The 25,981-nt window shown below is 60.5% G+C and carries 17 protein-coding genes; 3 read left to right on the forward strand and 14 right to left on the reverse strand.

Annotated elements, in window-relative coordinates; all coding sequences use genetic code 11:
* Nucleotides 1-35: 35 nt before the first annotated feature.
* The 7 genes from rffG to trxA all read right to left on the reverse strand — a co-directional run bounded on the left by rffG (nucleotide 36) and on the right by trxA (nucleotide 8,029).
* Complete coding sequence (gene rffG, locus ACJ8IJ_RS20715) at nucleotides 36-1,109, reverse strand: dTDP-glucose 4,6-dehydratase (RefSeq protein WP_187212375.1); 1,074 nt, start codon at nucleotides 1,107-1,109, stop codon at nucleotides 36-38.
* On the reverse strand, nucleotides 1,100-2,362 hold the full coding sequence (wecC, locus tag ACJ8IJ_RS20720; RefSeq protein WP_004934201.1) for a UDP-N-acetyl-D-mannosamine dehydrogenase: 1,263 nt from the start codon (nucleotides 2,360-2,362) through the stop codon (nucleotides 1,100-1,102). Before wecC ends, rffG begins: the two co-directional genes overlap by 10 nt.
* Nucleotides 2,359-3,489, reverse strand: coding sequence for a non-hydrolyzing UDP-N-acetylglucosamine 2-epimerase (gene wecB / locus ACJ8IJ_RS20725; protein WP_004934198.1), 1,131 nt, complete (start codon nucleotides 3,487-3,489; stop codon nucleotides 2,359-2,361). The genes wecC and wecB overlap by 4 nt, the downstream gene beginning before the upstream one ends.
* Before the next feature lie 86 nt (nucleotides 3,490-3,575).
* A complete protein-coding gene (wzzE, locus tag ACJ8IJ_RS20730; protein ID WP_033631474.1) occupies nucleotides 3,576-4,628 on the reverse strand; it encodes an ECA polysaccharide chain length modulation protein in 1,053 nt (350 codons plus the stop codon).
* Nucleotides 4,629-4,648: 20 nt separating this feature from the next.
* On the reverse strand, nucleotides 4,649-5,746 hold the full coding sequence (gene wecA, locus ACJ8IJ_RS20735; protein ID WP_004934192.1) for a UDP-N-acetylglucosamine--undecaprenyl-phosphate N-acetylglucosaminephosphotransferase: 1,098 nt from the start codon (nucleotides 5,744-5,746) through the stop codon (nucleotides 4,649-4,651).
* A 296-nt stretch (nucleotides 5,747-6,042) separates the two neighbouring features.
* Nucleotides 6,043-7,302: a transcription termination factor Rho gene (gene rho / locus ACJ8IJ_RS20740; RefSeq protein ID WP_004934188.1), complete on the reverse strand. Its 1,260-nt coding sequence runs from the start codon at nucleotides 7,300-7,302 to the stop codon at nucleotides 6,043-6,045.
* Between the two features lie 400 nt (nucleotides 7,303-7,702).
* Nucleotides 7,703-8,029, reverse strand: a complete 327-nt coding sequence (trxA, locus tag ACJ8IJ_RS20745) for a thioredoxin TrxA (RefSeq protein ID WP_004934187.1) — start codon at nucleotides 8,027-8,029, stop codon at nucleotides 7,703-7,705.
* Nucleotides 8,030-8,160: 131 nt separating this feature from the next.
* Here trxA and rhlB point away from each other — a divergent pair, with 131 nt between their 5' ends.
* Both rhlB and ppx read left to right on the forward strand, forming a co-directional pair.
* Complete coding sequence (gene rhlB / locus ACJ8IJ_RS20750) at nucleotides 8,161-9,447, forward strand: ATP-dependent RNA helicase RhlB (protein ID WP_015376249.1); 1,287 nt, start codon at nucleotides 8,161-8,163, stop codon at nucleotides 9,445-9,447.
* Between the two features lie 5 nt (nucleotides 9,448-9,452).
* Nucleotides 9,453-10,949: an exopolyphosphatase gene (gene ppx / locus ACJ8IJ_RS20755; protein WP_004934179.1), complete on the forward strand. Its 1,497-nt coding sequence runs from the start codon at nucleotides 9,453-9,455 to the stop codon at nucleotides 10,947-10,949.
* A gap of 32 nt (nucleotides 10,950-10,981) precedes the next feature.
* On the opposite strand, the gene rep is transcribed toward ppx, so the two are convergent.
* Nucleotides 10,982-13,006: a DNA helicase Rep gene (gene rep / locus ACJ8IJ_RS20760; RefSeq protein ID WP_442518885.1), complete on the reverse strand. Its 2,025-nt coding sequence runs from the start codon at nucleotides 13,004-13,006 to the stop codon at nucleotides 10,982-10,984.
* A 109-nt stretch (nucleotides 13,007-13,115) separates the two neighbouring features.
* Between rep and ppiC the strand changes: the two genes are divergently transcribed.
* A complete protein-coding gene (gene ppiC / locus ACJ8IJ_RS20765; RefSeq protein ID WP_004934175.1) occupies nucleotides 13,116-13,397 on the forward strand; it encodes a peptidylprolyl isomerase PpiC in 282 nt (93 codons plus the stop codon).
* Nucleotides 13,398-13,422: 25 nt separating this feature from the next.
* On the opposite strand, the gene ACJ8IJ_RS20770 is transcribed toward ppiC, so the two are convergent.
* From ACJ8IJ_RS20770 to bcsB, 6 genes are all read right to left on the reverse strand, one after another.
* Nucleotides 13,423-14,925, reverse strand: a complete 1,503-nt coding sequence (locus ACJ8IJ_RS20770; protein WP_033645700.1) for a M16 family metallopeptidase — start codon at nucleotides 14,923-14,925, stop codon at nucleotides 13,423-13,425.
* A 260-nt stretch (nucleotides 14,926-15,185) separates the two neighbouring features.
* Nucleotides 15,186-16,472: a dicarboxylate/amino acid:cation symporter gene (locus tag ACJ8IJ_RS20775; RefSeq protein ID WP_004934168.1), complete on the reverse strand. Its 1,287-nt coding sequence runs from the start codon at nucleotides 16,470-16,472 to the stop codon at nucleotides 15,186-15,188.
* 351 nt (nucleotides 16,473-16,823) lie between these two features.
* On the reverse strand, nucleotides 16,824-18,830 hold the full coding sequence (hmsP, locus tag ACJ8IJ_RS20780; RefSeq protein ID WP_208020762.1) for a biofilm formation regulator HmsP: 2,007 nt from the start codon (nucleotides 18,828-18,830) through the stop codon (nucleotides 16,824-16,826).
* A gap of 229 nt (nucleotides 18,831-19,059) precedes the next feature.
* Nucleotides 19,060-22,533, reverse strand: a complete 3,474-nt coding sequence (bcsC, locus tag ACJ8IJ_RS20785; RefSeq protein WP_442518884.1) for a cellulose synthase complex outer membrane protein BcsC — start codon at nucleotides 22,531-22,533, stop codon at nucleotides 19,060-19,062.
* On the reverse strand, nucleotides 22,515-23,627 hold the full coding sequence (gene bcsZ, locus ACJ8IJ_RS20790) for a cellulose synthase complex periplasmic endoglucanase BcsZ (RefSeq protein WP_085337623.1): 1,113 nt from the start codon (nucleotides 23,625-23,627) through the stop codon (nucleotides 22,515-22,517). Before bcsZ ends, bcsC begins: the two co-directional genes overlap by 19 nt.
* Nucleotides 23,628-23,632: 5 nt before the next feature.
* Nucleotides 23,633-25,921, reverse strand: coding sequence for a cellulose biosynthesis cyclic di-GMP-binding regulatory protein BcsB (gene bcsB, locus ACJ8IJ_RS20795; protein ID WP_171402755.1), 2,289 nt, complete (start codon nucleotides 25,919-25,921; stop codon nucleotides 23,633-23,635).
* Between the last annotated feature and the right edge of the window lie 60 nt (nucleotides 25,922-25,981).

The raw sequence follows: 25,981 nt of genomic DNA on the forward strand, positions 1-25,981 counted from the left end.
CCCGCCGCGCCACATCAGGGCAACGCGGCGTTAAATTAATCTGACAACCCCAAACGCTCACCGGCATAAGAACCGTCTTGCACCCGGCGCCACCAGGTTTCGTTAGCCAGATACCAGGCTACCGTCTTGCGAATGCCGCTTTCGAACGTTTCCTGCGGCCGCCAGCCCAACTCGCGATCGATCTTGCCGGCGTCGATGGCGTAACGCATATCGTGGCCCGGGCGATCCTTCACGTAAGTGATCAGATCGCGGTAGTGCGCCACGCCCTGCGGTTTGTTTGGCGCCAGTTCTTCCAGCAGATCGCAGATGGTCTGCACCACTTCGATATTCTTGCGCTCGTTATGGCCGCCGATATTGTAAGTTTCGCCCACCACGCCTTCGGTCACGACCTGATAGAGCGCGCGCGCGTGATCTTCAACATACAACCAGTCACGCACCTGCGCGCCGTTACCGTATACCGGCAGCGGTTTGCCGGCTACCGCATTCAGGATCACCAGCGGGATCAACTTCTCCGGGAAGTGATAAGGGCCGTAGTTGTTCGAACAGTTGGTCACGAGGGTCGGCAAACCGTAGGTGCGCAACCAGGCACGTACCAGATGATCGCTCGACGCCTTGGAGGCGGAATACGGACTGCTCGGCGCATATGGCGTGGTTTCGGTGAACAGATCGTCGGTGCCGTGCAGGTCGCCGTACACTTCGTCGGTGGAGATATGATGGAAGCGGAAAGCCTGCTTCTTCTCCGCCGCCAAAGGCTGCCAGTAATGGCGCGCCGCTTCCAGCATCGTGTAAGTGCCAACCACGTTGGTCTCGATAAAGGCCGCCGGGCCGTCGATAGAGCGATCGACGTGGCTTTCCGCCGCCAGGTGCATCACCACGTCCGGCTGATAGCGGGCAAATACCCGATCCAGCTCGGCACGATCGCAGATGTCGACCTGCTCGAAGGCATAACGATCGCTCTCGGCCACCACCGCCAGCGACTCGAGGTTACCGGCATAGGTCAGTTTATCCACCACCACCACGCTGTCGCCGGTGGCCTCGATGATGTGCCGCACAACTGCGGAGCCAATGAAACCGGCACCACCGGTAACTAAAATACGTTTCAACGCCATACTCCTTTGGTATCAACAACCCATGTTTGTTTTACATCTTCCGGCCGGATGGCCTTGAACTGTTGGTGATCGACCAACATCACGATCACATCTGCCTGCTGCAACGCCTCCGCGATTGGCGTCAACGTCACATGGCCCGCCAGCGACTTCGGCAACTGTTCGACGTTCGGTTCCACCGCCAGCGTTTCGCCGACGTGCCATTCGGCGATCAGGTGCGCCACTTCCACCGCCGGACTTTCACGCAAATCGTCGATATTCGGTTTGAAGGCCAGGCCGAAGCAGGCGATTTTCACCTCGGACGCGCGCTTGTCGGTGGCGGCCAGGCAATCGGCCACCGCCGCTTTCACCCGGTCGACCACCCACAGCGGTTTGCCGTCGTTCACCAGGCGTGCGGTGTGGATCAGACGCGCCTGCTGCGGGTTTTGCGCCACGATAAACCACGGATCGACGGCGATGCAGTGGCCGCCTACGCCCGGCCCCGGCTGCAGAATATTCACCCGCGGATGGCGGTTCGCCAGGCGGATCAGTTCCCAGACGTTGATCCCCTGTTCGGCGCAAATCAGCGACAGTTCGTTGGCAAAGGCGATATTCACGTCGCGGAAGCTGTTTTCCGTCAGCTTGCACATCTCGGCAGTGCGTGAGTTGGTGACTACGCATTCCCCCTCGAGGAAAATCTTGTACAGCGCGCTGGCTCGTTCCGAGCACTTCGGTGTCATGCCGCCGATCACGCGGTCGTTTTGAATCAGCTCTACCATCACCTGCCCCGGCAACACGCGCTCCGGGCAGTAGGCGATATTCACGTCCGCCGCTTCGCCCGCTTGCTGCGGGAAGCTGAGATCGCTGCGCGCCTGCGCCAACCAGTCTGCCATTTGTTCGGTGGCACCCACCGGCGAGGTGGACTCCAGGATCACCAGATCGCCTTTTTTCAGCACCGGCGCCAGCGATTTCGCCGCCGCCTCGACATAGGCCAGATCCGGCTCGTGATCGCCCTTGAACGGCGTAGGCACCGCGATCAGGAACGCATCGGCCGCCAGCGGTTTGGTCACCGCCCGCAGGAAACCGCCGTCGACGGCGTCCTTGACCACTTTGTCCAGATCCGGCTCGACGATATGGATCGCGCCGCGGTTAATGGTATCTACCGCATGTTGGTTAACATCTACGCCCACCACTTTTTTCTTGCGGGAAGCAAACGCCGCCGCCGTTGGCAAGCCGATATAACCCAGGCCGATAACCGAAATAGTGTCAAAACTCATAGTGTCACCTGATGATTCTTTAAAGCTTCGAGGATACGCTGACAGGCATGCCCGTCGCCGTATGGGTTGTGCGCCCGGCTCATCGCGTGATATTCGCTTTCGTCCGTCAACAGCCGGGTCACCGCTTCAACAATTTTGGCCACATCGGTGCCGACCAGGCGCACCGTGCCCGCATCTACCGCCTCCGGGCGCTCGGTGGTGTCGCGCATCACCAGCACCGGCTTGCCTAACGAGGGCGCCTCTTCCTGAATGCCGCCCGAGTCGGTCAGGATCATGTAAGCGTGGGTCATCAAATAGACAAACGGCAAATAATCCTGCGGCTCGATCAGCATGACGTTGTCGATGCCTTTCAAAATGCGATTCACCGGCTCGCTGACATTCGGATTGAGATGCACCGGGTACACTACCTGCACTTCCGGGTGGCTGCGGGCGATCTCCGCCAGCGCACTGCAAATCCGCTCAAAACCGCCGCCAAAACTTTCCCGGCGATGGCCGGTGACCAGAATCAGTTTTTTGTCGGCATCGAGGAACGGGTAACGCTGCGCCAGGCTGGCGCGCAGCGCAGCATCGCTCATCACGCGATCGCGCACCCAGAACAGCGCGTCGATCACCGTATTGCCGGTCACAAAAATACGGTTGTCCGGCAACAGCTCGCGCAGCAGGTTTTGGCGCGAGTTCTCGGTCGGCGCGAAGTGGTACATCGCCAGATGGCCGGTCAGTTTGCGGTTGGCCTCTTCCGGCCAGGGAGAATACAGATTGCCGGTACGCAGCCCGGCCTCGACATGCCCGACGGGGATGCGTTGATAGAACGCTGCCAGACTGGTCGCCAGCGTGGTGGTGGTATCGCCGTGCACCAGCACCACGTCCGGTTTGAAGTCTTCCAGCACCCCTTTCAGCCCTTCCAGGATGCGGCAGGTGATTTCCGTTAGCCCCTGGCCGGGTTTCATGATGTTCAGGTCGTAATCCGGCGTGATCTCGAACAGCCGCAATACCTGATCCAACATCTCACGATGCTGTGCCGTTACGCAGACTCTTGCTTCAAAGGCCTCATCCTGGGCCAGTGCATGTACCAGCGGTGCCATTTTAATGGCTTCAGGTCTGGTGCCGAAAACAGTCAACACTTTCACAGCGAATCTCTTTTGGTCGGTTAATCGCAGGCCCCGCCTGCGAATGGGGCGCTCACGCGCCCTGCATCAGATTATTATATTATTTTTTAACTACGCGGCCGACGCGCCAAGGCAACACCCGCGCCAACCAAAGCGCCCATCGCGCCCCATAGAATCAGCCAGAATACCCGGCGCGGGCTGTCGCGTTTTACCGGCTCTTCCGGCGTACGCAAATAACGATAGGTCTGGAACTTCTCATCCAACGTCGGGCCAACGTTCAGCGTCGCCAACATTGCGCGATTCTGATCGTAATCCAGGTCGTAGGTCGGGCCGGAGGCCTGCAGGCCTTCCAGACGCGCCTGCAGCATTGGCCGACCCAGCAGGAACAGATCCGAATCCGGCAACTGTTCTGCCGGGGTGTCGGTTTGCGTGCGGCTGATCCCCTGGCTTTCGGCGATTTTCAGCGCCTGCTGCGTGGTGTTCAGCTCGCGCTTGTAAACCGACTCCGCCACCGCTTCCTGACGCTTGACCTGCGCCTTCATTGAGGTGGTACGGGCGGCCCACGCTCCCTGAATCTCTTCGTTCAGGTGCAGAGCAGCGCGGTGGCTGGCGAAGGCCACGTATTGACGCAGCAGGCGATTGGCGTCCGCTGCGGTTTCCGCTGTCAGCTTCACGCCGTCGTTCGGGACTTTTTTGTCGTCGCGCGGCGTGAACAGAATGTTATTGATCAGCTCGTCGAGCAATGCCGCATCGGCGCGGGCATCCCCTTCCTGACGCTGTTTGTAGTAATCGCTCTGCAGCCAGAAATCGCGACGCGTGTCGTAAGCCGCCAGCTGCATGATGAACTCATTGTACGCTTCATCCGCGATGCTCGGCTGATCGCCGGCCGTCGCCGGCAACGTGCGCACGTCCAGATTGCGCAGGAACTGCTGCTGGGAATAGTAACCGCCCAGCGCATTCACCGTGGGTTTGTCGGTGATTGCGGTCGCGCTCCACTCTTGCTTAACCAGGTAAGAAACGATCAGCGCGACCGCCGCGAACAGCACCGCAATGCCGATAATCCACGGTTTGCCGCGCCACAGGGTGCAGCACAGGCCGCGAATATCGAGTTCGTTATCCACCGCCGGGGTATGCTTGTCAGACGTTGTTTCTGGATTCATCACAGCCAAAAAGCCTCTGGTTAAGATACTTGCTTGTTATCGCTCGAACGCCGCAGCCGGCGCTTGATACGCTTAATGTACCGCGCAACCCGCCAGGCGCGCTTGATGCAGTAACCGTACAGGAAGAAAGCAAGCAAGAATAATGCCAACATAACCCACTCAGGGATAAAAGTCAGGCGTTCGCCGATCACGCCCACCGCCGCCAGCAATGCGGCCGCCAGGGTGATCAACACGAAAGCCTGCCGCGGCGTAAAGCCGGCGCGCATGATCAGGTGGTGAATATGTTGACGATCGGGAGAGAAGGGGCTCATCCCCTTGCGTAAACGACGGTACATGATTGCTATCATGTCCATCAGCGGAATAGCGATGATCCACAGCGCGGTCACCGGGTTGATCGAGTGTGCCTTACCCTGCGAGCTTTGCAGCAGCAGCCAAATGGCGGTAAAGCCGATCAGGGTGCTGCCGGCGTCCCCCATAAACACCTTATAACGGCGGCCGAGGATGCCGAGGTTGAGCAAAATATAGGGAACGATGGTGGCGATCATCGCAAAGCACCAGAACGCCAGCTCATGATGGCCGCTCAGGTACAGCAGCAGGCCCAGCGCCCCGAAGGAAACGCACGACAGCCCACCCAGCAGGCCATCAATGCCGTCGACCATGTTGAAGGCGTTGATCGCCGCCCATACCGCGAACAGCGTCACCAGATAGCCGAACGGCCCCAGCAGCATCTCCCAGTCACCCAGCACATGGCCGAAGCTGCGCAGATACAGACCGGCGAACACCATCATGGCGATGCCGACCAGCGCCTGCACCAAGGCGCGGATTTTAACGCTGATGTCGAAACGATCGTCGAGCGCGCCCACAAACACCAGAATGCCGGCGCAGGTGAGATAAAGCTTGGCGTGCGCGATAGGTTGTTCGGAAATCCAAAACGCGAAGCACAACCCGGCATAAACGGAAATACCGCCGACCAGCGGAATCAACCCCTGATGGCGTTTGCGATAATTGGGTTTATCTACCAGACCTATACGTTTTGCCGCCTTGCGGGCAACAAAGAGAAAAGCCAAAGAAAACAGGAAAACAAATAGAATTTCAGTACTCATAGTGAGTAAGTTCACAGTTAACAGATCTCTGTAGAAGATAAGGCAGCTTACCACGGGCAATAGCTTGTGCCATCGACCCCCGCCACCTTTCGGTCATTTCCTATGACAACGGTGATTCATGCCTATTTTCTTCGCATCGGCTGACAAAACGACAGCAGCAAAGCCGACCGGCACCGGGCCGACCGACAAACAAGATGAATTCTCAATAAGTCGAGGAAACAACTTACTTTTCCATTACTGCTACTTATCGTATCCGCCAAAAGCGAAAAACGCCACGACTAGGCGTGGCGTTCAGCGAATTTTTTAACGAATTATGAGCGTTTCATCATATCGAAGAATTCATCGTTGGTTTTGGTCATCGCCAACTTATTAATGAGGAACTCCATCGCGTCAATCTCACCCATCGGGTGAATGATTTTGCGCAGGATCCACATTTTCTGCAGCTCTTCGGAAGTGGTGAGCAGCTCTTCTTTACGGGTACCGGAGCGGTTGTAATCGATCGCAGGGAATACGCGTTTCTCGGCGATTTTACGCGCCAGATGCAATTCCATGTTGCCGGTACCTTTAAATTCTTCGTAGATCACTTCATCCATCTTCGAACCGGTATCAACCAGCGCGGTCGCGATGATGGTCAGGCTGCCGCCCTCTTCCACGTTACGTGCCGCACCGAAGAAACGCTTCGGACGATGCAGGGCGTTGGCGTCCACACCACCGGTCAGCACCTTGCCAGAGGCCGGTACCACGGTGTTGTAGGCACGCGCCAGACGGGTGATGGAGTCGAGCAGAATGATCACGTCTTTCTTGTGCTCAACCAGGCGCTTGGCCTTCTCGATCACCATTTCGGCCACTTGCACGTGACGCGAAGCCGGCTCGTCGAAGGTCGATGCGATCACTTCGCCTTTCACCAGGCGCTGCATCTCGGTCACTTCTTCCGGACGTTCGTCGATCAGCAGCACCATCAGCACGCAGTCTGGGTGGTTGTAGGCGATGCTCTGCGCAATATTCTGCAGCAGCATGGTTTTACCGGCTTTCGGCGGTGCCACGATCAGGCCACGCTGGCCGCGGCCAATAGGCGCCGCCAGATCCAGTACGCGCGCCGTCAGGTCTTCGGTCGAGCCGTTGCCGCGCTCCATCCGCAGACGGGAATTGGCGTGCAGCGGCGTCAAGTTCTCGAACAGGATCTTGCTGCGGGCGTTTTCCGGCTTGTCGTAGTTGACTTCGTTGACTTTCAACAGGGCAAAATAGCGCTCGCCTTCTTTTGGCGGACGAATCTTACCGGAAATGGTGTCACCAGTGCGGAGGTTGAAGCGGCGGATTTGGCTAGGGGATACGTAGATGTCGTCGGGACCGGCGAGGTAGGAACTGTCTCCAGAGCGGAGGAAACCGAATCCATCCTGCAATATCTCGAGCACGCCGTCGCCGAAGATATCTTCTCCGCTTTTCGCATGTTGCTTCAGAATGGAGAAGATAATGTCCTGCTTGCGCATACGGGCAAGGTTTTCCAGCCCCATATTTTCGCCGAGAGTAATCAGCTCAGAAACCGGCGTATTCTTTAATTCGGTAAGATTCATAGTGGTGGGTTCTTAAACTCGGGGTATGTCTCGAACTTGTATCGTGAATGGTATGGCAGCGAAATGCGTGCCTGTTTACTGGACGTTCGATCACCGGGCGCAGAGCCGTCGCGGTAAGAAATGGCTTACATCGGGCGCACGCATTGACGGTTGAAGATCGAAGGTACCTTAAAAATGATTTTTGCAAAACCGTTTGATTGCCAAAACACGGGCTGAGTTCAGTTTACTTTCAACGCCAGTGATTCGACACAGAGTATAGCTTTAGATTCAAACTCTTTAGATTTAAAACTTCGGGCAAGTTCTATATGCAGTGTGGTTAAACTTAACACGCTTCTTGGCAGGCGTCTAGCGGTGAATTGAACATCACCGCCAGGCGCCTGATACTGGGCTTCCCGCCCGATTACAGATTCGCGTTCAGGAAATCTTTGAGCTGACCTTTGGACAACGCGCCAACCTTGGTCGCGGCCACTTCACCGTTCTTGAACAGCAACAGCGTAGGGATGCCACGGATACCGTACTTAGGCGCGGTAGCCGGGTTCTGATCGATATTCAGCTTGGTGATGGTCAGTTTGCCTTCGAACTCTTCGGCAATCTCATCCAGAATCGGAGCAATCATCTTGCACGGCCCACACCATTCAGCCCAGAAATCGACCAGGATCGGCCCTTCCGCTTTCAGCACGTCAGCTTCGAAGCTGCTGTCAGTCAGGTGAATAATTTTATCGCTCATGTTCTACTCCACAGGATTATGTCTACCTTGTTGGTGTAGCATTAACCAACTCAAGGTGATTTTATTGCACCGCGTTTATTTCAACGGATGTGCTTTCGTAAAGCAATAGTTAGCTGATATTCTACCACACTATGAGCAAAACACACTTGACCGAACAGAAGTTTTCCGACTTCGCCCTGCACCCGTTAGTCCTTGAAGCCCTTGAGAAAAAAGGGTTTCACAATTGCACGCCCATCCAGGCGTTAGCATTGCCGCTCACGCTCTCCGGGCGTGACGTTGCAGGTCAGGCGCAAACCGGTACCGGAAAGACGCTGGCGTTTTTGGCGTCTACTTTTCACTATTTGCTGACCCACCCGGCGAAACAGGATCGCCAGACCAATCAGCCGCGCGCCTTGATCATGGCGCCTACGCGTGAACTGGCGGTGCAAATCCACTCCGATGCGGAAGCGCTCTCCCAGAGCACCGGCCTGAAACTGGGCCTGGCCTACGGCGGCGACGGCTACGACAAACAGCTGAAGGTGCTGGAAAGCGGCGTGGACATTCTGATTGGCACCACCGGCCGTTTAATCGATTACACCAAACAGAACTATGTCGATCTCGGCGCGATGCAGGTCGTCGTGCTGGATGAAGCCGATCGCATGTACGATCTTGGCTTTATCAAAGACATCCGTTGGCTGTTCCGCCGCATGCCTGCGGCCGATCAACGCCTGAACATGCTGTTCTCCGCTACCCTGTCCTATCGCGTACGCGAACTGGCCTTCGAGCAGATGAACAACGCCGAATATGTTGAAGTGGAACCGGAACAGAAAACCGGCCACCGCATTAAAGAAGAGCTGTTCTACCCGTCCAACGAAGAAAAAATGCGTCTGCTGCAGACGCTGATCGAAGAAGAGTGGCCGGATCGCGCCATCATCTTTGCCAACACCAAGCACCGCTGCGAAGACATCTGGGGCCATCTGGCCGCCGACGGTCACCGCGTGGGCCTGCTGACCGGTGACGTGGCGCAGAAAAAACGCCTGCGCATCCTCGACGACTTCACCAAAGGCAATCTCGATATTCTGGTCGCCACCGACGTCGCCGCGCGCGGTCTGCACATCCCTTCCGTCACGCACGTCTTCAACTACGATCTGCCTGACGACTGCGAAGACTACGTGCACCGCATCGGCCGTACCGGCCGCGCAGGCGCCAGCGGCCACTCCATCAGCCTGGCGTGTGAAGAGTATGCGCTCAACCTGCCGGCGATCGAGACCTATATCGACCACAGCATTCCGGTGAGCAAGTACAACAGCGATGCGCTGCTGACCGATTTGCCGGCGCCGAAGCGCCTGTCGCGCCCGCGCGGCGGCAACGGCCCACGTCGCAACTCCGCGCCTCGTCGCGGCGGCGCGCCGCGCAACAACCGTAAACGTTCGAGCTGATCGCCATGCTCAGTTCCAGTACGCTTTATGCTGCCATCGATCTCGGCTCCAACAGCTTCCACATGTTGGTAGTGCGCGAGGTGGCCGGCAGCATTCAGACTCTGGCGCGGATCAAGCGCAAAGTGCGCCTGGCGGCCGGACTGGATCAGAACAATCACCTGTCGCATGAGGCCATGCAACGCGGCTGGCAGTGCCTGCGGCTGTTCTCCGAACGCCTGCAGGACATACCGCGCGAGCAGATCCGCGTCGTCGCCACCGCCACGCTGCGTCTGGCGTCCAACGCCGATGAGTTCCTGCAGGCAGCCGAGCAAATCCTCGGCTGCCCGGTACAGGTGATCAGCGGCGAAGAAGAGGCACGGCTGATCTATCACGGCGTCGCGCACACCACCGGCGGGCCGGATCGTCGGCTGGTCGTCGACATCGGCGGCGGCAGCACCGAACTGGTCACCGGCACCGGCGCACAGGCAACGCAGCTGTATAGCCTGTCGATGGGCTGCGTCACCTGGCTGGAACGCTACTTCAGCGATCGCAACCTTGGGCAAGAAAACTTCGAGCGCGCCGAACAGGCCGCGCGCGAAATGGTGCGGCCGATCGCACCGCAATTGCGCCAACAAGGTTGGCAGATCTGCGTCGGCGCTTCCGGCACCGTGCAAGCGCTGCAGGAGATCATGGTGGCGCAGGGCATGGATGAGCGCATCACCCTGCCCAAACTGCGCCAGCTGAAACAGCGCGCCATTCAGTGCGGCAAGCTGGAAGAGCTGGAGATCGAAGGGTTGACGCTGGAGCGCGCGCTGGTGTTCCCGAGCGGCCTGTCCATCCTGTTGGCCATCTTCCAGGAGCTGGGCATCGAGAGCATGATGCTGGCCGGCGGGGCGCTGCGTGAAGGTCTGGTTTACGGCATGCTGCATCTGCCGGTGGAGCAGGATATTCGCATCCGCACCATCCGCAACCTGCAGCGCCGCTACCTGATCGACACCGAGCAGGCCGAACGCGTCAGCCAGCTCGCCGCCAACTTCTCCCAGCAGGTCGCCAACGAGTGGCAGCTGGATGCGCGATGTCGCGAGCTGTTGCACAGCGCCAGCCTGATCCACGAACTCGGCCTCAGCGTCGATTTCAAGCAGGCGCCGCAACACGCCGCCTACCTGATCCGCCACCTGGACTTACCCGGCTTTACCCCGGCGCAGAAAAAACTGCTGGCCACCCTGCTGCAAAATCAGAGCAACACCCTCGACCTGTCGCTGTTGAACCAGCAAAACGCCCTGCCGCCGCGCACTGCGCAGCGCCTGTGCCGCATTTTGCGCCTGGCGATCATCTTCGCCAGCCGCCGCCGCGACGACACGCTGCCGGCGGTGCGGTTACGCGCCAATCAGGACGATGAACTGACGGTGATCTTGCCGCCGGGTTGGCTGGAACAGCATCCGCTGCGCGCCGAGGCGCTGGAGCAGGAAAGCCACTGGCAGAGCTACGTCCACTGGACGCTGCGGTTGGAAGAACAACGTTGACATGACCAGGGCGCGAATCGCGCCCTTTCTTTTTAATTCCCGCCTTTGGCCTTGGCCAGCTGGGCGCGGATATTGGCCAGATGGCTCTGCCCCTTCTGCATCCGCTCCTGCGGGCTCACCACTTTGCGTTCGGTTTCCCACGCCAAATCGTCCTGCGGCAGCTCCAGCAGGAACCGGCTCGGCTCCGGCCGCACCAGCTCGCCGTACTGGCGGCGCTCGCGGCACAGGGTGAAAATCAGCTCTTTTTGCGCGCGGGTGATCCCTACATAGGCCAGACGCCGCTCTTCATCGACATTGTCTTCGTCGATGCTGCTCTGGTGCGGCAGCAGCCCCTCTTCCATGCCCACCAGGAACACGTAAGGGAACTCCAGTCCCTTTGAGGCGTGCAGCGTCATCAGCTGCACCTGATCCAGCTCCTCTTCACTTTCGCCGCGTTCCATCATGTCACGCAGGGTGAAGCGCGTCACGACCTGGGTCAGCGTCATCGGCTCGTCCAGATCGTTGCCTTCCAGCATTTCCGTCATCCAACCGAACAGCGTGTTGACGTTTTTCATCCGCATTTCGGCGGCCTTCGGGCTGGTCGAGGTTTCAAACAGCCAGCTCTCATAATCCACGCCGCGGATCAGATCGCGCACCGCCGCCACCGGCTCACGTTCCGCCTGCTGGGCGATGCCGCCCAGCCAATGGGTGAAGCGCTGCAGCGATTCCAGCCCGCGTCCGGTCAAGTGCTGGCTCAGCCCCAGATCGAAGCTGGCATGGAACAAACTTTTGTTGCGCTGGTTGGCCCACTCGCCAAGCTTCTGCAGCGTTGCCGGGCCGATCTCGCGCTTGGGGATATTGACGATGCGCAGAAAGGCGCTGTCGTCTTCCGGGTTGGTCAGCACGCGCAGGTAAGCCAGCAGATCCTTGATCTCGGGGCGCGAGAAGAACGAGGTGCCGCCGGAAATCTTGTACGGGATACGGTTCTGCATCAGCATCTTTTCAAACACCCGCGACTGGTGGTTGCCGCGATACAGGATCGCATAGTCGCCGTAATTGGTCTTTTTCACGAAGTGGTGGGCGATAAGCTCCCCCACCACCCGCTCGGCTTCGTGATCCTCATTGTTGGCGGTCACTACCTTCAGCTCTTCGCCATACCCCAGCTCAGAAAACAGCCGCTTTTCAAACACGTGTGGGTTATTGGCGATCAGAATGTTGGCCGCCTTCAAAATGCGCTCGCTGGAACGGTAGTTTTGCTCCAGCTTGATCACCTGCAGCGCCGGGAAATCTTCCTTCAGCAGCACCAGGTTCTGCGGCCGCGCGCCGCGCCAGGAGTAGATCGACTGGTCGTCGTCGCCCACCACGGTAAAGCGCGCGCGATTGCCCACCAGCAGCTTCACCAGCTCGTATTGGCTGGTGTTGGTATCCTGATACTCATCCACCAGCAGATAGCGGATGCGCTGCTGCCAGCGTTCGCGCACCTCTTCGTTGCGTTGCAACAGCAGCGTCGGCAGCAGGATCAAGTCATCGAAGTCCAGCACATTGCACGCCCGCATATGGGCGTGGTAAAGACCGTAGCAGTGGGCGAACAGCTTGTCGCGTTCCGAGCGCGCCAACTCTGCCGCCCGCTGGGGATCGATCAGGTCGTTTTTCCAGTTGGAGATGGTCGAAATCAGCTGCGCCACCAGCGTTTTGTCGCTTTCCAGCCACTTTTCGGTCAGCTCTTTCAACAGCGCCAGCTGATCCTGATCGTCGAACAGCGAGAAGTTGGACTTCATCCCCAACGCCACGTATTCCCGCTTGATGATCTCCAGCCCCAGGGTATGGAAGGTGGAAATCATCAGCCCGCGCGCCTCTTTGCGACCCAGGGTTTGCGACACGCGCTCTTTCATCTCGCGCGCGGCCTTGTTGGTAAAGGTCACGGCGGCGATGTGCCGCGCCTGATAGCCGCAGTGGTGGATCAGGTGGGCTATCTTGTTGGTGATAACGCGCGTCTTGCCGGAACCGGCGCCGGCCAACACCAGGCAGGGCCCGGTAACGAATTCGACGGCTTGTTGTTGGCTGGGGTTTAATCGCATGGTGCTGGCTTGCTCGACTGTAAAACGTGGAAGGGAATTGTAGCAGAAAGCGCCGATGAGATTTAGCGGGTATAATCAGCGCAATTTTCGCATCGACAAAGGCAATACCATGGCAAAAACGGCGTGCGCCCTGCACATTCTGGTAGACAATGAAAAGCTGGCCAACGAGCTGCTGGCCAAGCTGAAGCGCGGCGTCAGCTTCGACACGCTGGCACGCAAATATTCGAGCTGCCCGTCAAAACGCAACGGCGGCTCGCTGGGCGAATTCAACAAGGGCGCGATGGTGCCGGCGTTCGATAAAGCGGTATTCAGCATACCGCTGCTCAAACCTTACGGCCCGGTCAAAACCCAGTTCGGTTACCACATCATCAAGGTGCTGTACCGCAACTGAGGGGGCCTGCGCCCCCTGCTGCGAATTACTGCGCGCCGGCGTCCGTCGCCGGCGCAGCCACCGCGGTGTCGGCCGGTTTGGCTTCTTCCGTCACCACCGCCGGCGCCGGCATCATGATGCCGTCATAGGTTTCCTGCAGCTGCTTCATGCTCATTTCCGGCTCGCCCTTCGGCTGCATCAGCACCAGCGTCGCCTCCTGAGACAGCTGCAGCTTCAGCGCCTGATTCAGCGTCTCCAGCGTCAGGCTGGACAAGAACTCCTGGCGCAGTTTCTGATACAGCTCCGGCGCGATATCCACCACCCCGCTCTGCTGCGAACGCAGGCGCTGGCTCATCAGCACATCGGTGTCGGTGCGGGCGTAGGTGGCGAACAGCTTGCTCAGCTGATCGTTTTTCTGCGCCAGCAGCGCATCGAATTCCTCTTTCGACAGGCCGTTGTCACGCACGTTGGCCAGCTCGCGGGCGATAAAGCCCAGGCTGCCGTTCAGATTGTTGTTCGGCGTATCCAGATGGATGGCGCACTGCCCCCGCTGGTACTGCACGCGGCAGTCAAAGCCCAGATGCAGGCTCTTCTGGTCGCTTTTTTCCAGCGTCTGCTGAAGATGCCAGAACAGCGCCTCGCGGGCGAGATCGCCACGCCAGTAACGGAGCAGGCTCTGCGAATCGCGAATCGGGTGCCACGGCGAATCCCACATGATCGACAGCGTATCCTGTTTCACCTGCTCGCTGATCAGGCTCACCGGCTGCTGCGGCAGCGGCGTCAGGGTCGGCATCGGGGCCGGGGTTTCACGTTTGCCCTGCAGCGGCGAGAACGCCTTGTTGATCTGCTCGCCCAGGCTGCGGCTGTCGACCTTGCCGACCACGAACAGCGTCATGGCGTCCGGGGTATACCACTGTTGATAGAATTTCTTCAGCTGCTCGAGGTTGACCGGCCGCTTCGCCGGCTGCGCCGGGTCGTGCGCCAGCAGCGTCGAACCTTTCAGGCGGTAACGCCACCAGGCATCTTGGGTATTGGGCGGGAAAGTGCCGACCGGATTGATGCTGGAATTCATCACCGCGTGCACCGTATGCTCGTCGATCGCCAGTTTGCCGGTGGTGTCCGCCAGCCAGGCCAGCGCTTCTTTCAGCAGGTCGGGCCGGTTGTTCGGCAGGCTGAGGTTATACATGGTGAAATCATACGAGATGATCGCCGGCGGCAGCGGCCGCTCGTTATCCACGCTCTGTTGCCACAGGGCGCGCAGCTGCGGCGCGGTAAAGCTTTCGCTGCGCGCCAACGCCAGCCGCGGTAGCAGATGGGCGAAACCGGTCTGCTGCGAAGACTCCACCAGAGAGCCGGTATTGACGATCAGCCGCAGTTCCACGCGGTCGCTTGGCCGCTGCGGCGTATCGAGAATCTGCCATGAAAACCCGTTGGCCAGCGCCCCCTGCTGCCAGGCAGGATCGGGTTGTAGTGCTTCAGCCTGCACGCTGCTACTGGCTGCCGCCAGTAGCAGCCCACCAACTATAAGATGAATTCTGGTGCCCTGCATGTGAACCCCTACTTAATGACTATCCAATTTCTTATGCAAATGCGTGTATTCCATTCAATGGAATCATAAAAATACGCCCTGAGTTTCACAGTGGGGCGGAAAGCAGAAAGTGTACCATCGTGTTAGACCGCGCGCCTTTGCGGATGTCACTCATTAGAGTGAAAAATAATAGATTGCGGGGTTTTTAATGCAAAAAATCGTTACGAGGCAGGGGAAGAAGCTCACCGGCCGCGGCTGCGGCCGGTGATTTACCGCCGAAATCAGGCGGAAGGCAGCGTTTTGTCCGCGCCGGTGTTTTTGTTGTTCAGGGTGTCTTTCAGCTGTTTCTCATCCAGCTGATTACACCATTTGGCCACGACCACGGTCGCCACGCCATTGCCCACCAGGTTGGTCAGCGCGCGGGCTTCCGACATAAAGCGGTCGATGCCGAGGATCAGCGCCAGGCCGGCCAGCGGCAGGTGGCCTACGGCGGAGATGGTGGCGGCCAACACGATAAAGCCGCTGCCGGTCACGCCCGCCGCCCCTTTGGAGGAGAGCAGCAACACCACCAGCAGGGTAATCTGATGCATGATATCCATGTGGGTGTTGGTCGCCTGAGCGATAAACACCGCAGCCATGGTCAGGTAGATAGAGGTGCCATCCAGGTTGAAGGAGTATCCGGTCGGGATCACCAGACCCACCACCGATTTCTTGCAGCCCAGCTTCTCCATTTTATCCAGCATGCGCGGCAGCGCGGATTCGGACGACGAGGTTCCCAGCACGATCAGCAGCTCTTCTTTGATGTAGTTGACGAATTTGAAGATGCTGAAGCCGTTGGCGCGGGCGATGCTGCCCAACACCACCACCACGAACAGGATGCAGGTGATATAGAAGCACACGATCAGCTGGCCGAGTTGCACCAGCGTGCCGACGCCGTATTTACCGATGGTAAACGCCATGGCGCCGAAGGCCCCCAGCGGCGCCAGGCGCATGATCATGTTGATGATGCCGAAAATCACCCGCGAGAAGCTGTCGATCACGTTGTAGATCAGCTGCCCTTTGTCGCCCAGACGATGCAGGGCGAAGCCGAACAGTACCGCGAACAGCAGCACCTGAAGAATGTTGCCGCTGGCGAATGCGCCGATCACGCTGCCGGGGATGATGTCCAGCAGGAACGGAATGATGCCCTGCTGCTGCGCCTGTTCGGCGTAGATCGCCACCGCTTTGGCGTCCAGCGTGCCGGGATCGACGTTCATGCCGGCACCCGGTTGCACCAGGTTGACGATCACCAGGCCGATAATCAGCGCAATGGTGCTGACGATTTCAAAATACAGTAGCGCGATGGCGCCGGTGCGCCCCACCGCCTTCATGCTTTCCATGCCGGCGATGCCGGTCACCACGGTGCAGAAGATCACCGGCGCGATGATCATCTTGATCAGTTTAACGAAGCCATCGCCCAGGGGTTTCATTTGGGCGCCAAGATCAGGGTAGAAGTGGCCAAGCAGGATACCCAGCGTGATCGCCGTCAGTACCTGAAAATAGAGGCTCTTAAAAATGGTTGTTTTCATATGAACATCCTATGGGGGCAAGACACGCATCAGGTGGCAACCGATCCCCCCTCTCATGCAGGAAACGGGATTCATGCACGCTTTTTTTCTGGCATGGCGCCGTTTCAGTTATTGGGGGAATGAATTACTCAATCGGTTTATTGCTGCGCGGAAAATAACACCCACTTAACAACATGGAAATAATTTGTTGCACCCACCGTGTGGGGTTGATGTGAATTTAAGAGCTGAAACGCGTCAGTCAGGGTGCAAAGCTGAAAATTGCGTAAGCCTTTGTTTGCACTAACGCAAAAGAGGTAGATAAAGAATAGCGATTTTCGGACGAGGAAAAGTACCGGAAAGGCAACGCGGCGCTCACGGCGCCGCGCGGCAAAACTCGGCTTCGAACGCTTCACGCGGCAGCGGCCGGGCGAACAGGAACCCTTGCCCACTGCGAATGCCGTGCTGCAGCAGCCAGTCGCGCTGTTCGGCGTTTTCCACGCCTTCGGCCATCACCGGCAACGCCAGCACTTCGGAGATCGAACTGACGATGCGCACCATCGCATCGTCGCCCGGCAGCCCCTGAATGAAACTGCGGTCGATCTTAATCAAATCGATCGGCAGGGATTTCAAGCGGTTGAGGTACTCCAGGCTGGAGTAGCCCATGCCGAAGTCGTCCAGCGCGATCGACAGCCCCAGGTCGTGCAGCTCGCGCAGCAGCGCCAGGGCGCGATCGAGATCGTCGATGCGTACCGTCTCGGTGATCTCCAGCAGCAGCTTGCGCGGATCGATCCGATACTGCGCCAGCAGGTTTTTCAGATGCGGGACGAACGCTTCATCCTGCATCTGAATACCGGAAACGTTAACCGCCAGCGGCAGCGCAATGCCGCGTTGCTGCCAGTCCGCCAGGATACGGCAAGACTCTTCCAGCACCCAGTTGCCGAGAGGCACGATCACGCCCAGCTCTTCCGCGAGCGGGATAACGTCGGCCGGCAGGGTATAGCTGCCGTCATACTGCTGCCAACGCAGCAGCGCTTCGGCGCCGATCACCTCGTTGGACTGCATGTCGATCTGCGGCTGCAGGAACAGCGTGAAATGCCGCTGCTCGATGCCGTGCAGGATCTCGCTCTCCTGCGTCAGCCGCTTCTGCGTGCGTTCCGTCAGGCTGGGTTCGAAGAACAGGATCTGATTTTTTCCTTCGCGGTGCGCGGACATCATTGCCGAGGTGGCGCTGCGCAGCAGCTGTTCCGCGCTCTCCCCCTGATTGAGGTAGTGCGCGATGCCGATGCTGGCGTTGGGCCGCAGCGCCAGACCTTCCAGCGTCAACGGCGCATTGATCTCCGCCATGATGCGCCGCGCCAGCTGCATGGCGTGGAACGGCCGCTCAATGCCCTTGGCCAGAATGGCGAATTCGGTATTGCTCAGCTGTGCCAGCACGCCGTTTTCGTCGATGCAGCCGCGCAGCTTCTTCGCCAGCGCCAGCAGCAGCGCTTCACGCATCGCCGGGCTCATCACGCCAGACGCTTCATGCAGCGTCTCGATGCCGATCACCAGCAGGTTAAAACGCTCAGGGCGCAGACTGGAGGCGATATGCTGTTCCAGCAACGCGTTCAGCAATGCAGGATTCGGCAGTTCGGTCACCGGGTGGCGGGTGCTCAGGCGGCTCATATCGGCATGCGCCTTGGCCAGCGTCTGTTGATTGCGGTTGTAATTGCGCACCAGCAGGCCGAGCTCGTCGTCCTGATGCAGCGCCGGCAGCATCAGCTGGTGATAGGGCGCTTCGTCCTGCGAGATGTTCTCCAGCTCTTTGGCCATCGCGCGCAGCGGATGCACCATCAGCCGGTTCATGCACCAGGTGATGGCCACCGACAGGATCAGCGCCAGCAGCAGGTAGGTCGACAGCATGGTCGACAAAATGCTGAGGATAAACTGGTACATGCGGAACGAATCGGCCTGCAGCACCAGATAGGCCAGCGGCTGCTGGTTGGCGGGCACCCGCTCCAGCGAATAGAGCGGCACGGAAATTTGGATAGGCAGTTCAAACAGCCGGGCGATCAGCGTCGGCACCGGCCGCTCCGGCGGGAAATTGGCGTGCAGCGCCTGAAACTCGTTCGGCAACACAATATCCGCCCGGCTGAGAATGCCGACCGGCAACAGCGTGTTCAGCACCCTTTTGGCTTCCGGCACGTCCATGCGCAGCACCGCTTCCGCCAGCGGCTGGCGCACGGAATGAGCGATATTCTCCAGTTGCTGGGCGTAGTCATCCCTGCGCTGCTGCACAAAGTGGAATAACTGGATCACGATAAAAATGCAGATCGTGACCAGCGCCACGCCGGACACTGTCGCCATCTGCTTAATCGTTAACGAACGCCTGACCCGCAAACCTGCTCTCCGTGAAATCGGGCTGAAACAAAAAAGGGGGCTGACTCTCACCCGCCCCCTCGAACCGGGCTGAGTATACTCGATCATCGGCTGTTTTTATCTGGCTATGCCGCAGGCAAAACCAAGAAAATCGCGGGTTTCAGTCTTTTCCTAAAGCGAACAAACGCGACCCGGACACAGGGTAACAAAACTCCCCGGCGTCCGACACTCCGAATCTTTCCCCTTCCGGCTACTTGAAGTCGGCGTAAGGCGTCAGCGGCTGCGGCGGCAAATCGAGATCCCCTTGCCAGCCGGCCAGGGAATAACGCAGATAAATCAACGCGTGGCTCGGCGTATAGTCCTTCGCCTGTTGGATATCGATGCCGGCGCCGAGCGTCCAGTGCGAACTGAGACGGCGTTCGACGATCGCCCGCAGGGTATAACCGACGCCGCTCGAAGAGCTGCCGTCTTCGACGGCGAACTTATCGGGCAACGAATCCGGGATCAGCCCCTGCAGCGGATAGCGGCGCTGGCTGTCGGTTTTCGAATGGGACAGCGAAACCGAACCGCCCAGCTCCCACGACCAGTTCTCGGTGCGCTGACGGTAGTTGACCGGTAGCGACAGCGACAGATATTGCTGCGGACTGTAATAGCCGCCCTGCCCCAGCGAATAGCCGCTCAAATCCTTCTGGTAGTGCCACAGCATGGTATTGAGCCCGACGCTCAGGCGGCGATTGTCTTCGTTGATCAGCTTGTAGTAGTAACCGGCCATCAACCGCTGCCGCTGGTTGTCCGCCACGTTCTTGCCGGTAATCTGGTGCGCGCTGAGATCGGCCCAGACGCCGTTCGCCTCGCCGCGATCGTAGCTGGCGCTCAGGCTGACGCCGGTGGCGCGCACGCCGCCCCAGGTGATGCCGGTATTCGGGTCTTTGGCGCCGCCGAACGCCAGCAGCGAGCTGGAGATCGGCCGTCGCGAGGCCGCCAGCGTCCAACCAATGTGGTTCCAGTCGCCGCTGTAGGCCAGGCCGCCGGTCCAGTCGACCACCTCAAACCCCATCGGCGTCGTGCCGATGTCGGCGGCCCAGCGATCGTTTTGCCAGCCGGCCGCCACGCTGGTGCCGGTGGTTTTCTGGTGTTCATCGCCGCGGCACCCTTGCGTGTGGCAGGTGCCGAAGGTTTCGTAGTATTTGCCGCTGCCGTCGGTCGAAAAGCGGCCGGCATCCAGCTGCACGGTGTCGGTGCGCAAGAAGGCGCGCCCGTCATGCAGCGGCATGTCCACCTGCAGCATGGTGTCGTGCGCGTTGAAGTCGGAGATGCCGCCGGTGCCGCTCGAGCGCCAGTAATCGTGATCGAGCGTGACGTTCACGTCTTGCTGTCGATATAGATCCGCGGCGTCGGAGCGGATGCCGCGTTTCAGCCAGTCGTCGCTCGGATTATTGCGCGTCAAATAGGTGTAGCTGTCATTATCCTGCGGCAGCGTCGGCGTGATGCCGCTGGCCACCATCGCCTGGCGGTAATCCTGCTGCGCCCGCTCAGGCTGTTGCTGAGCCCGCTCCAGCCGGGCGGCGTCACGGTAAACCAGCGCCTTGGTCTGTCCGACGGGCTCCGAAGCCGCCGCCGTTTTCAGTCGGTCGAAGATAGCTTCGGCCTGCTGCGGATCGCCGACCGCCCCCCAGGCGTTGGCGACTCGCCGCTGGCTGTTGAGCGAAGCGTCTTGTGGCTGCGGTTCGGTTTTAAGCCGTTGACGCGCCGCGTCCAGATCCCCCTGCGCCACATAGGCTTCGATCTCGCCCAGCTGCGCATCCGGGTTGTTCGGCTCACGCCGTTTCACCCGCTGATAGTCGTCCAGCGCCGCCGCATACTCCCCGCGCGCCAGTGCCCAGTCGGCCAGCAGCAAATCGATGCGCGTGTCCGCCGGCTGCCGGCGCAGATAGGCTTCCGCCGCCGGTTCGTCACCGGCCGCCCGCAGCCGTTCGGCATGCTCGATTACCGCCTGCATTTTCAGCCGCTGCGCCAGCTCGCGCATGTTGTCGTTCCACTGTGCCGCAGGCAGCGTATTGAGTTGTGCCAGCGCCTGCCTGTCGCGATCGCTGCCGGAAAGATAGAGCGCATAGGCGTAGGTCAGCTGCGGATTGGCATGTTGGCGCTGCGCCAGCTGCCGGAACAGAGCGTCTGCCTGCTGCGGCTGCCCGGCCTGACGCAGCGCCTGTGCATAGCGATAGGTCAGCCAGACGTCGTCGGGATCCATCGGCTGAGCGCGGCGATAGATTTCCGCCGCCTGCTGCCACTGCTGCTGTGCCGCCAGCGTCTCCGCCTGCTGTTTCAGCATATCGAGCCGCAGTCCGTCGAGGGTGCTGCGCAGCTTGGCCTGTTGGCTGCGCGGCAGGCCGTTGAGGTAGGCCAGCGCTTTTTCCGGCGACTGGCGCTGATAGATATTCACCAGGCCGCGCAGCGCGCTGCCGTTACCGGGATCGCGCCGCAGCGCCTGCCGATAAAACCCTTCCGCCGCGGCGTCATCCTTGCTCGCCACCGCCACATCGCCCAGGCCGATGAACGCGTCGCCGTCGCTGTCGTCGAGCTGACGCGCCTGCTGATATTTCTGCCGGGCCAGCGAGAGATTGCCGGCCTTGAGCGCTTTGTCGCCCTCGTCGATCGCCAGCCAGTAGCCGGTGCTTTTGATCAGGCTTTGCCACTTGCCGCTGTCGTAGCCGTTCTTGTCGGCCGCCAGCGCCTGGCGAAACAGCTTCAGCGCCTGTGGGCGATTGCCGGCGCGCGAATAGGCCTGGCCGAGCGCGCCCAGCACCTCGGCGTCGTTCGGCGTCGCCGCCAGCGCCTTTTGCAACTCAGGAATGGCTGCCCGGCTGCCGCCTTTATCCACCTGCGCCAGGCCGCGCACCCGCGCCTGATAGGCCGGATCGGCCAACAATTTCTGCTGTCTGGCCAGCTCTTCGCGGGCGCTGGTCGCCTGATCGCCAGTGTCGAACACGCCGAGGAAGCGGTTGAGCGCCGCCACGCTCTGCGCGCTGACCGGCATCGCTTTGACCTTGTCCAGCCACAGATCGGCGGCATCGCCTCGCCCGGCCGGATCGGCGGCGATCTTCTGCAGCAGTTCATAGGCCTGCGCGTCCTGGTTCTGACTGAACAGCATACGCGCCAGCGACATACGCAGCGCCACATTGCCTGAATATTGCTGATCCAGCGCCTGCAGCTGCTTTAACGCCTTCGCCTCCTGCCCCGGCAAACGCGCCACCAGCCGCCAGTATTCCACCGCCAGATCGAGCGTCGGCGGCTCGCCGTGAAACAGCGCATCGTACTGCGCCTTGGCTTCCGGCAACCGGCCGGCGGTCGCCATCAGGCGCGCCTGCTGCAGCTTTTGCCGGGTTTCCGGCTGGGTCAGCAGCATGTTCATTTGCGCCTGGCGATAGGCGCGGGACTGCGGCGCGAGGGTTTTCAGCTTGTCCAGCTGCTGCTGCGCCAGCGCCATGTTGCCCTGCCGCAGCGCCAAACGCATGCGCGCGGCGATCACGTCCGGGTTGTTCGGATCCATCAGCTCGAGCCGGTACAGCGACTGGCGCACCAGATCGTCCTTGTTGCCGGCCTCGCCAATGCGCACCTGTTCCAGCAGCCACTGTTCCGGGGCCACGGCCTCCGCAGCGCGCGCCTGCGGCAGCATCGCCAGGCTCAGCGGAATCAAATTCAGCCAGTTTATTTTGAAGTTGTGCATTGGCCGTCCCACGAGGGTTGCAATTCACCCTGACGATTAAAGCGATAACGTTGTTGATCCCACCCCTGACCGAACAGCGTCAGCGAAGCGCTGAAATAGGCGTCGTCACCCGGCGGGTGCTCGCTGATGCGCTGCCGCTGCACCGCCAGCGCTTCAGCCTGCGTCGCCAGCATCGGCAGCACAGAAGCGGAGAAACCGACCGGGCCGTCGCCGGTGGTTTTGCCGCTGGCGGTATCGGTTTTCTCCGGCGGAACGCCCTGTTTGGCAGTGAGCTGCGCCATCGGCTGGAAGCGTTCAAGCAGCGCCGCCTTGTGCTCATCGTCGTCCGCCAGCATGCCGGCCCACAGATAAACCCGAATGGCGTCGTAGCTGCCGACGTTCGGCTTGACGGTGTCCGGTTGCCAGCCGGCGCCGACCCGCCATACCACCCAATCCGGTGAGAAACCGTGCGGCGCGGTGTCCAGCCACAGCCGTTGATTGACCTCGCGCATCGCGCGCCATGGGCCGTTCAGCGCCGCAAAACGCGCCAACAGCTGCGGCGGCAGGTAGCTGGGATTCAGCCGCCAGCGATCTTCCGCCACGAACCCGACTTTGCCCGGTAGCAGCATCAGGCCCAGGCCGGGAATGTCGGCCACTTCCTCGCGGCCGATGCGTTGCAGCAGCAGCGTCCCCAGGGTTTGATAACGCCGGCTTTTCCACAGGCGGCCGGCTTCGAGCAGGTTGTAGGCGATCCACAGATCGGCGTCCGACGCCGAGTTGGCGTCCAGCACCTTCCACTGCTTATCGTCGCTCTCGCCCCACAGCCAGGCGGGCAAACGGGCGCTGAGATCGCCCGCCGCCAGATTGTTCTCCGTCCAGGTCAACAGCTGGTCGAAGGTCGGCCGGTCATTGGCCACCAGGGCGAAGAACAGGCCGTAACTCTGGCCCTCAGAGGTGGTGATTTTGTTCGGGCTGCTCGGGTCGATCACCCGCCCCTGCGGGCTGATGTAGAACTGCTTGTACTGTTGCCAGCCCGGCCACTCGCAGGCCGCCGCCGCGCTGAAAGCGCACAGCAGCAGCATGCCGAGCGACAGGCGTTGCAGCATCGCGTTCACCGCCGTCAATCCCGATCTTCAGGCGCCAGACGCCGCCGGCTGAAGGCCTTCAGGCCGCGCCACAGCATCAGCCCCAGGATCACCACCAGCACCACCGCGAGCACCGCCAGCAGAACAGGGTGGGTGGAGAGGGCATACCACAGCCGCTCCCACCACGGCAGGTGGCCGACATAGTAAACATCGCCGACGCGCAAGCTGTTGACCCCCGATTCGCGGATCACCGCCACCGAGCCGAACACCGCGGCGCGTTTGCCGCTGTCCAGCAGGGCATTGTTCAGCAACTCATAGCCGCGCGGGCTGTCCGCCAGCAGCGCCACGATGCTGCGCTGATCGTTGAACGGCGATTGCACGCCGATGATCGCCGACATTGCGCCCTCGGAGCTGACGGTGGTTTTGCTGTCCGGCTTGGCGTCCTCCGCCAGCAATTCCGCGCTCGGCAACGGCGGTTGGCGCGTCGGCTGCTTCACCCAGCTTTGAGTGGCGTCCACCAGCAGGCTGATTTTCTTGTCGTCGCGCAACGCCGGCGGAATGGTGCCGATCATCAGGATATCGTCGTCACGATCCTTGGCCTGCGACCAGTCGTCGCTCAGCGTAAAGGCCAGCGCCGGGTAGCCGGTTTGCGCGCCGATCACGCCGAGCGCGTTCAGCAGCGCGCTGACCTGCGCCGGCTGCGGTTTCTGGTTCACCAACACCAGCGTTTGCGACAGATCCGCCAGGCGGCTGAACGGGAAGCCGGCGTTGGCGAAGGCGCGCAAATCCGGCATCGCCATAAAGTGGCGATAGCCGGAGAAATCGATGGTGGACGCGCCGTCGATCACCGCGTGGTTTTGCGTGAAGGAGTAGGTTTCGCAGCGCCCTTCCGCGCCGCTGGCCAGCAGCGTGGTGTAGTCAAAGTCAAAGCGCAGCTGGTTGGTGGCGCCCAGCCGCAACGCCGGGATGCTGACGTTCCTGTCGGAGTCGAGCAGCCCCTGCGTCAGCGGCAGGCGCAGCAGCTGCGCGCCCTGCTCGTGTTCCGGCACCAGCGAGTAAGCCTGCACGAACTGGTTGTTCAGGCTGACGCTCAGCCGCGAACCGTCCTGAATGCGCGGCGCGGTATAACGGTATTTCAGGTGCATGTCGATGCCGGTGCTGCGGATCAGGAACAGATCCGGCGGCAGGTTCATGGTCAGCGAAATCGGGCCGGGTTCGATGCCGCTGGTTTGCAACTGTTCGGCATATTGCTGCAGCTCGGCGAAGGTCATCGGCCGATCGGTGCGCACCCAGTTCGGCGCGTCGTAAGGCTGGCGCGCCGCGAGCTGTTCCACCTTGTCCACCGTCACGTTCTGGCCGCGGAACAGGATGTTACCCTGCGCGATACCCTTCACCGCGGTGATCAAATCGTTGTCGTCACGCCCCTGAATCAACAGCAGTTTGACGTACGGATTGTCGGGGTGGCTGATCATCTCCACCGTCGGGCCGTTGACCGCCGGATAATCGCGCAGGAAATCCGGGCGCTGCGAGTTGGTGGCGAACACCACCGCGTGCTGCGCCGGCAGCGCATTGTACAGCGTCGGGAAGGATTGCCCGCGCCACTGCGCCTTGCTGCCGAACCAGGAGGCCAGAATGCCCGCCGCGCGCTGCTGGGCGAGATCAGGCTGGCCGGCGAATACCATCGGCAGCGTCAGCGGCCGATTGTCGCGGCTGTCGAAGAACGGCTCAGGGAAGTGCGACAGCTCGTTTTTCACCGGCAGCGTCTGGAAACGCAGCTTCAGCGCGCTGGACTTGCTGACGTCGAGCCACAGCGAAGTGCTGGCCGGGTTTTCGCAGATGTTCTGATAATGGCCGACAAACACCAGCCGGACGCGGTTAAAATCGGTGATATAGCGCGGATCGATCGCCATTTGGATGCGATTGGGCTTGCCCAACTGCTCCTTGGCGAGGGTGGTTACGCCCATCAGCTCGTCGTTCAGGTAGACTTTGACGTGCGACTCGACCGGGATCAGCGCCGGCGACGGCGTAAATTCCAGGTCGAGCATCGCCTGCGAGACCACCTCATCGCTGCGCACGCCGAATTCGATCTGCCCGTCCGGCCGGGTGCCGCGCAGAACAAAGGTGCCCGGCGGCGGCGCTATCTGCGCGAACGGCAGCGACACGTCGCGCACCGGCGCATTCGGATCCTGCGGCGCGGTCGCCGTATCGGCCGCCGCGGCGATCGGCGGCTGGGCCGCCACGGTCGGCGCGGTGGCGGTTTCGGCCTGCGACAGGGTGCTGATGCCTAAGGCCAGAGCAGTTAACCAGGTTATTTTTCGCGTCATCGTATCATCATCAATGTTGGAGCCTGTTCACCGGGCGAGTGAGCGGGCGGTTGAACTCGC

Source organism: Serratia sp. CY40230 (assembly GCF_052168835.1).
GTDB classification, from domain to species: Bacteria; Pseudomonadota; Gammaproteobacteria; order Enterobacterales; family Enterobacteriaceae; genus Serratia; species Serratia nematodiphila.

Coding starts and splice junctions, on each gene's coding strand:
- wecC (WP_004934201.1), bottom strand. CDS start 2,362: ATGAGTTTTGACACTATTTCGGTTATCGGCCTGGGTTATATCGGCTTG.
- bcsB (WP_171402755.1), bottom strand. CDS start 25,921: ATGACGCGAAAAATAACCTGGTTAACTGCTCTGGCCTTAGGCATCAGC.
- rffG (WP_187212375.1), bottom strand. CDS start 1,109: ATGGCGTTGAAACGTATTTTAGTTACCGGTGGTGCCGGTTTCATTGGC.
- trxA (WP_004934187.1), bottom strand. CDS start 8,029: ATGAGCGATAAAATTATTCACCTGACTGACAGCAGCTTCGAAGCTGAC.
- ppx (WP_004934179.1), top strand. CDS start 9,453: ATGCTCAGTTCCAGTACGCTTTATGCTGCCATCGATCTCGGCTCCAAC.
- ACJ8IJ_RS20770 (WP_033645700.1), bottom strand. CDS start 14,925: ATGCAGGGCACCAGAATTCATCTTATAGTTGGTGGGCTGCTACTGGCG.
- rhlB (WP_015376249.1), top strand. CDS start 8,161: ATGAGCAAAACACACTTGACCGAACAGAAGTTTTCCGACTTCGCCCTG.
- wzzE (WP_033631474.1), bottom strand. CDS start 4,628: ATGAATCCAGAAACAACGTCTGACAAGCATACCCCGGCGGTGGATAAC.
- ppiC (WP_004934175.1), top strand. CDS start 13,116: ATGGCAAAAACGGCGTGCGCCCTGCACATTCTGGTAGACAATGAAAAG.
- rep (WP_442518885.1), bottom strand. CDS start 13,006: ATGCGATTAAACCCCAGCCAACAACAAGCCGTCGAATTCGTTACCGGG.
- rho (WP_004934188.1), bottom strand. CDS start 7,302: ATGAATCTTACCGAATTAAAGAATACGCCGGTTTCTGAGCTGATTACT.
- ACJ8IJ_RS20775 (WP_004934168.1), bottom strand. CDS start 16,472: ATGAAAACAACCATTTTTAAGAGCCTCTATTTTCAGGTACTGACGGCG.
- bcsC (WP_442518884.1), bottom strand. CDS start 22,533: ATGCACAACTTCAAAATAAACTGGCTGAATTTGATTCCGCTGAGCCTG.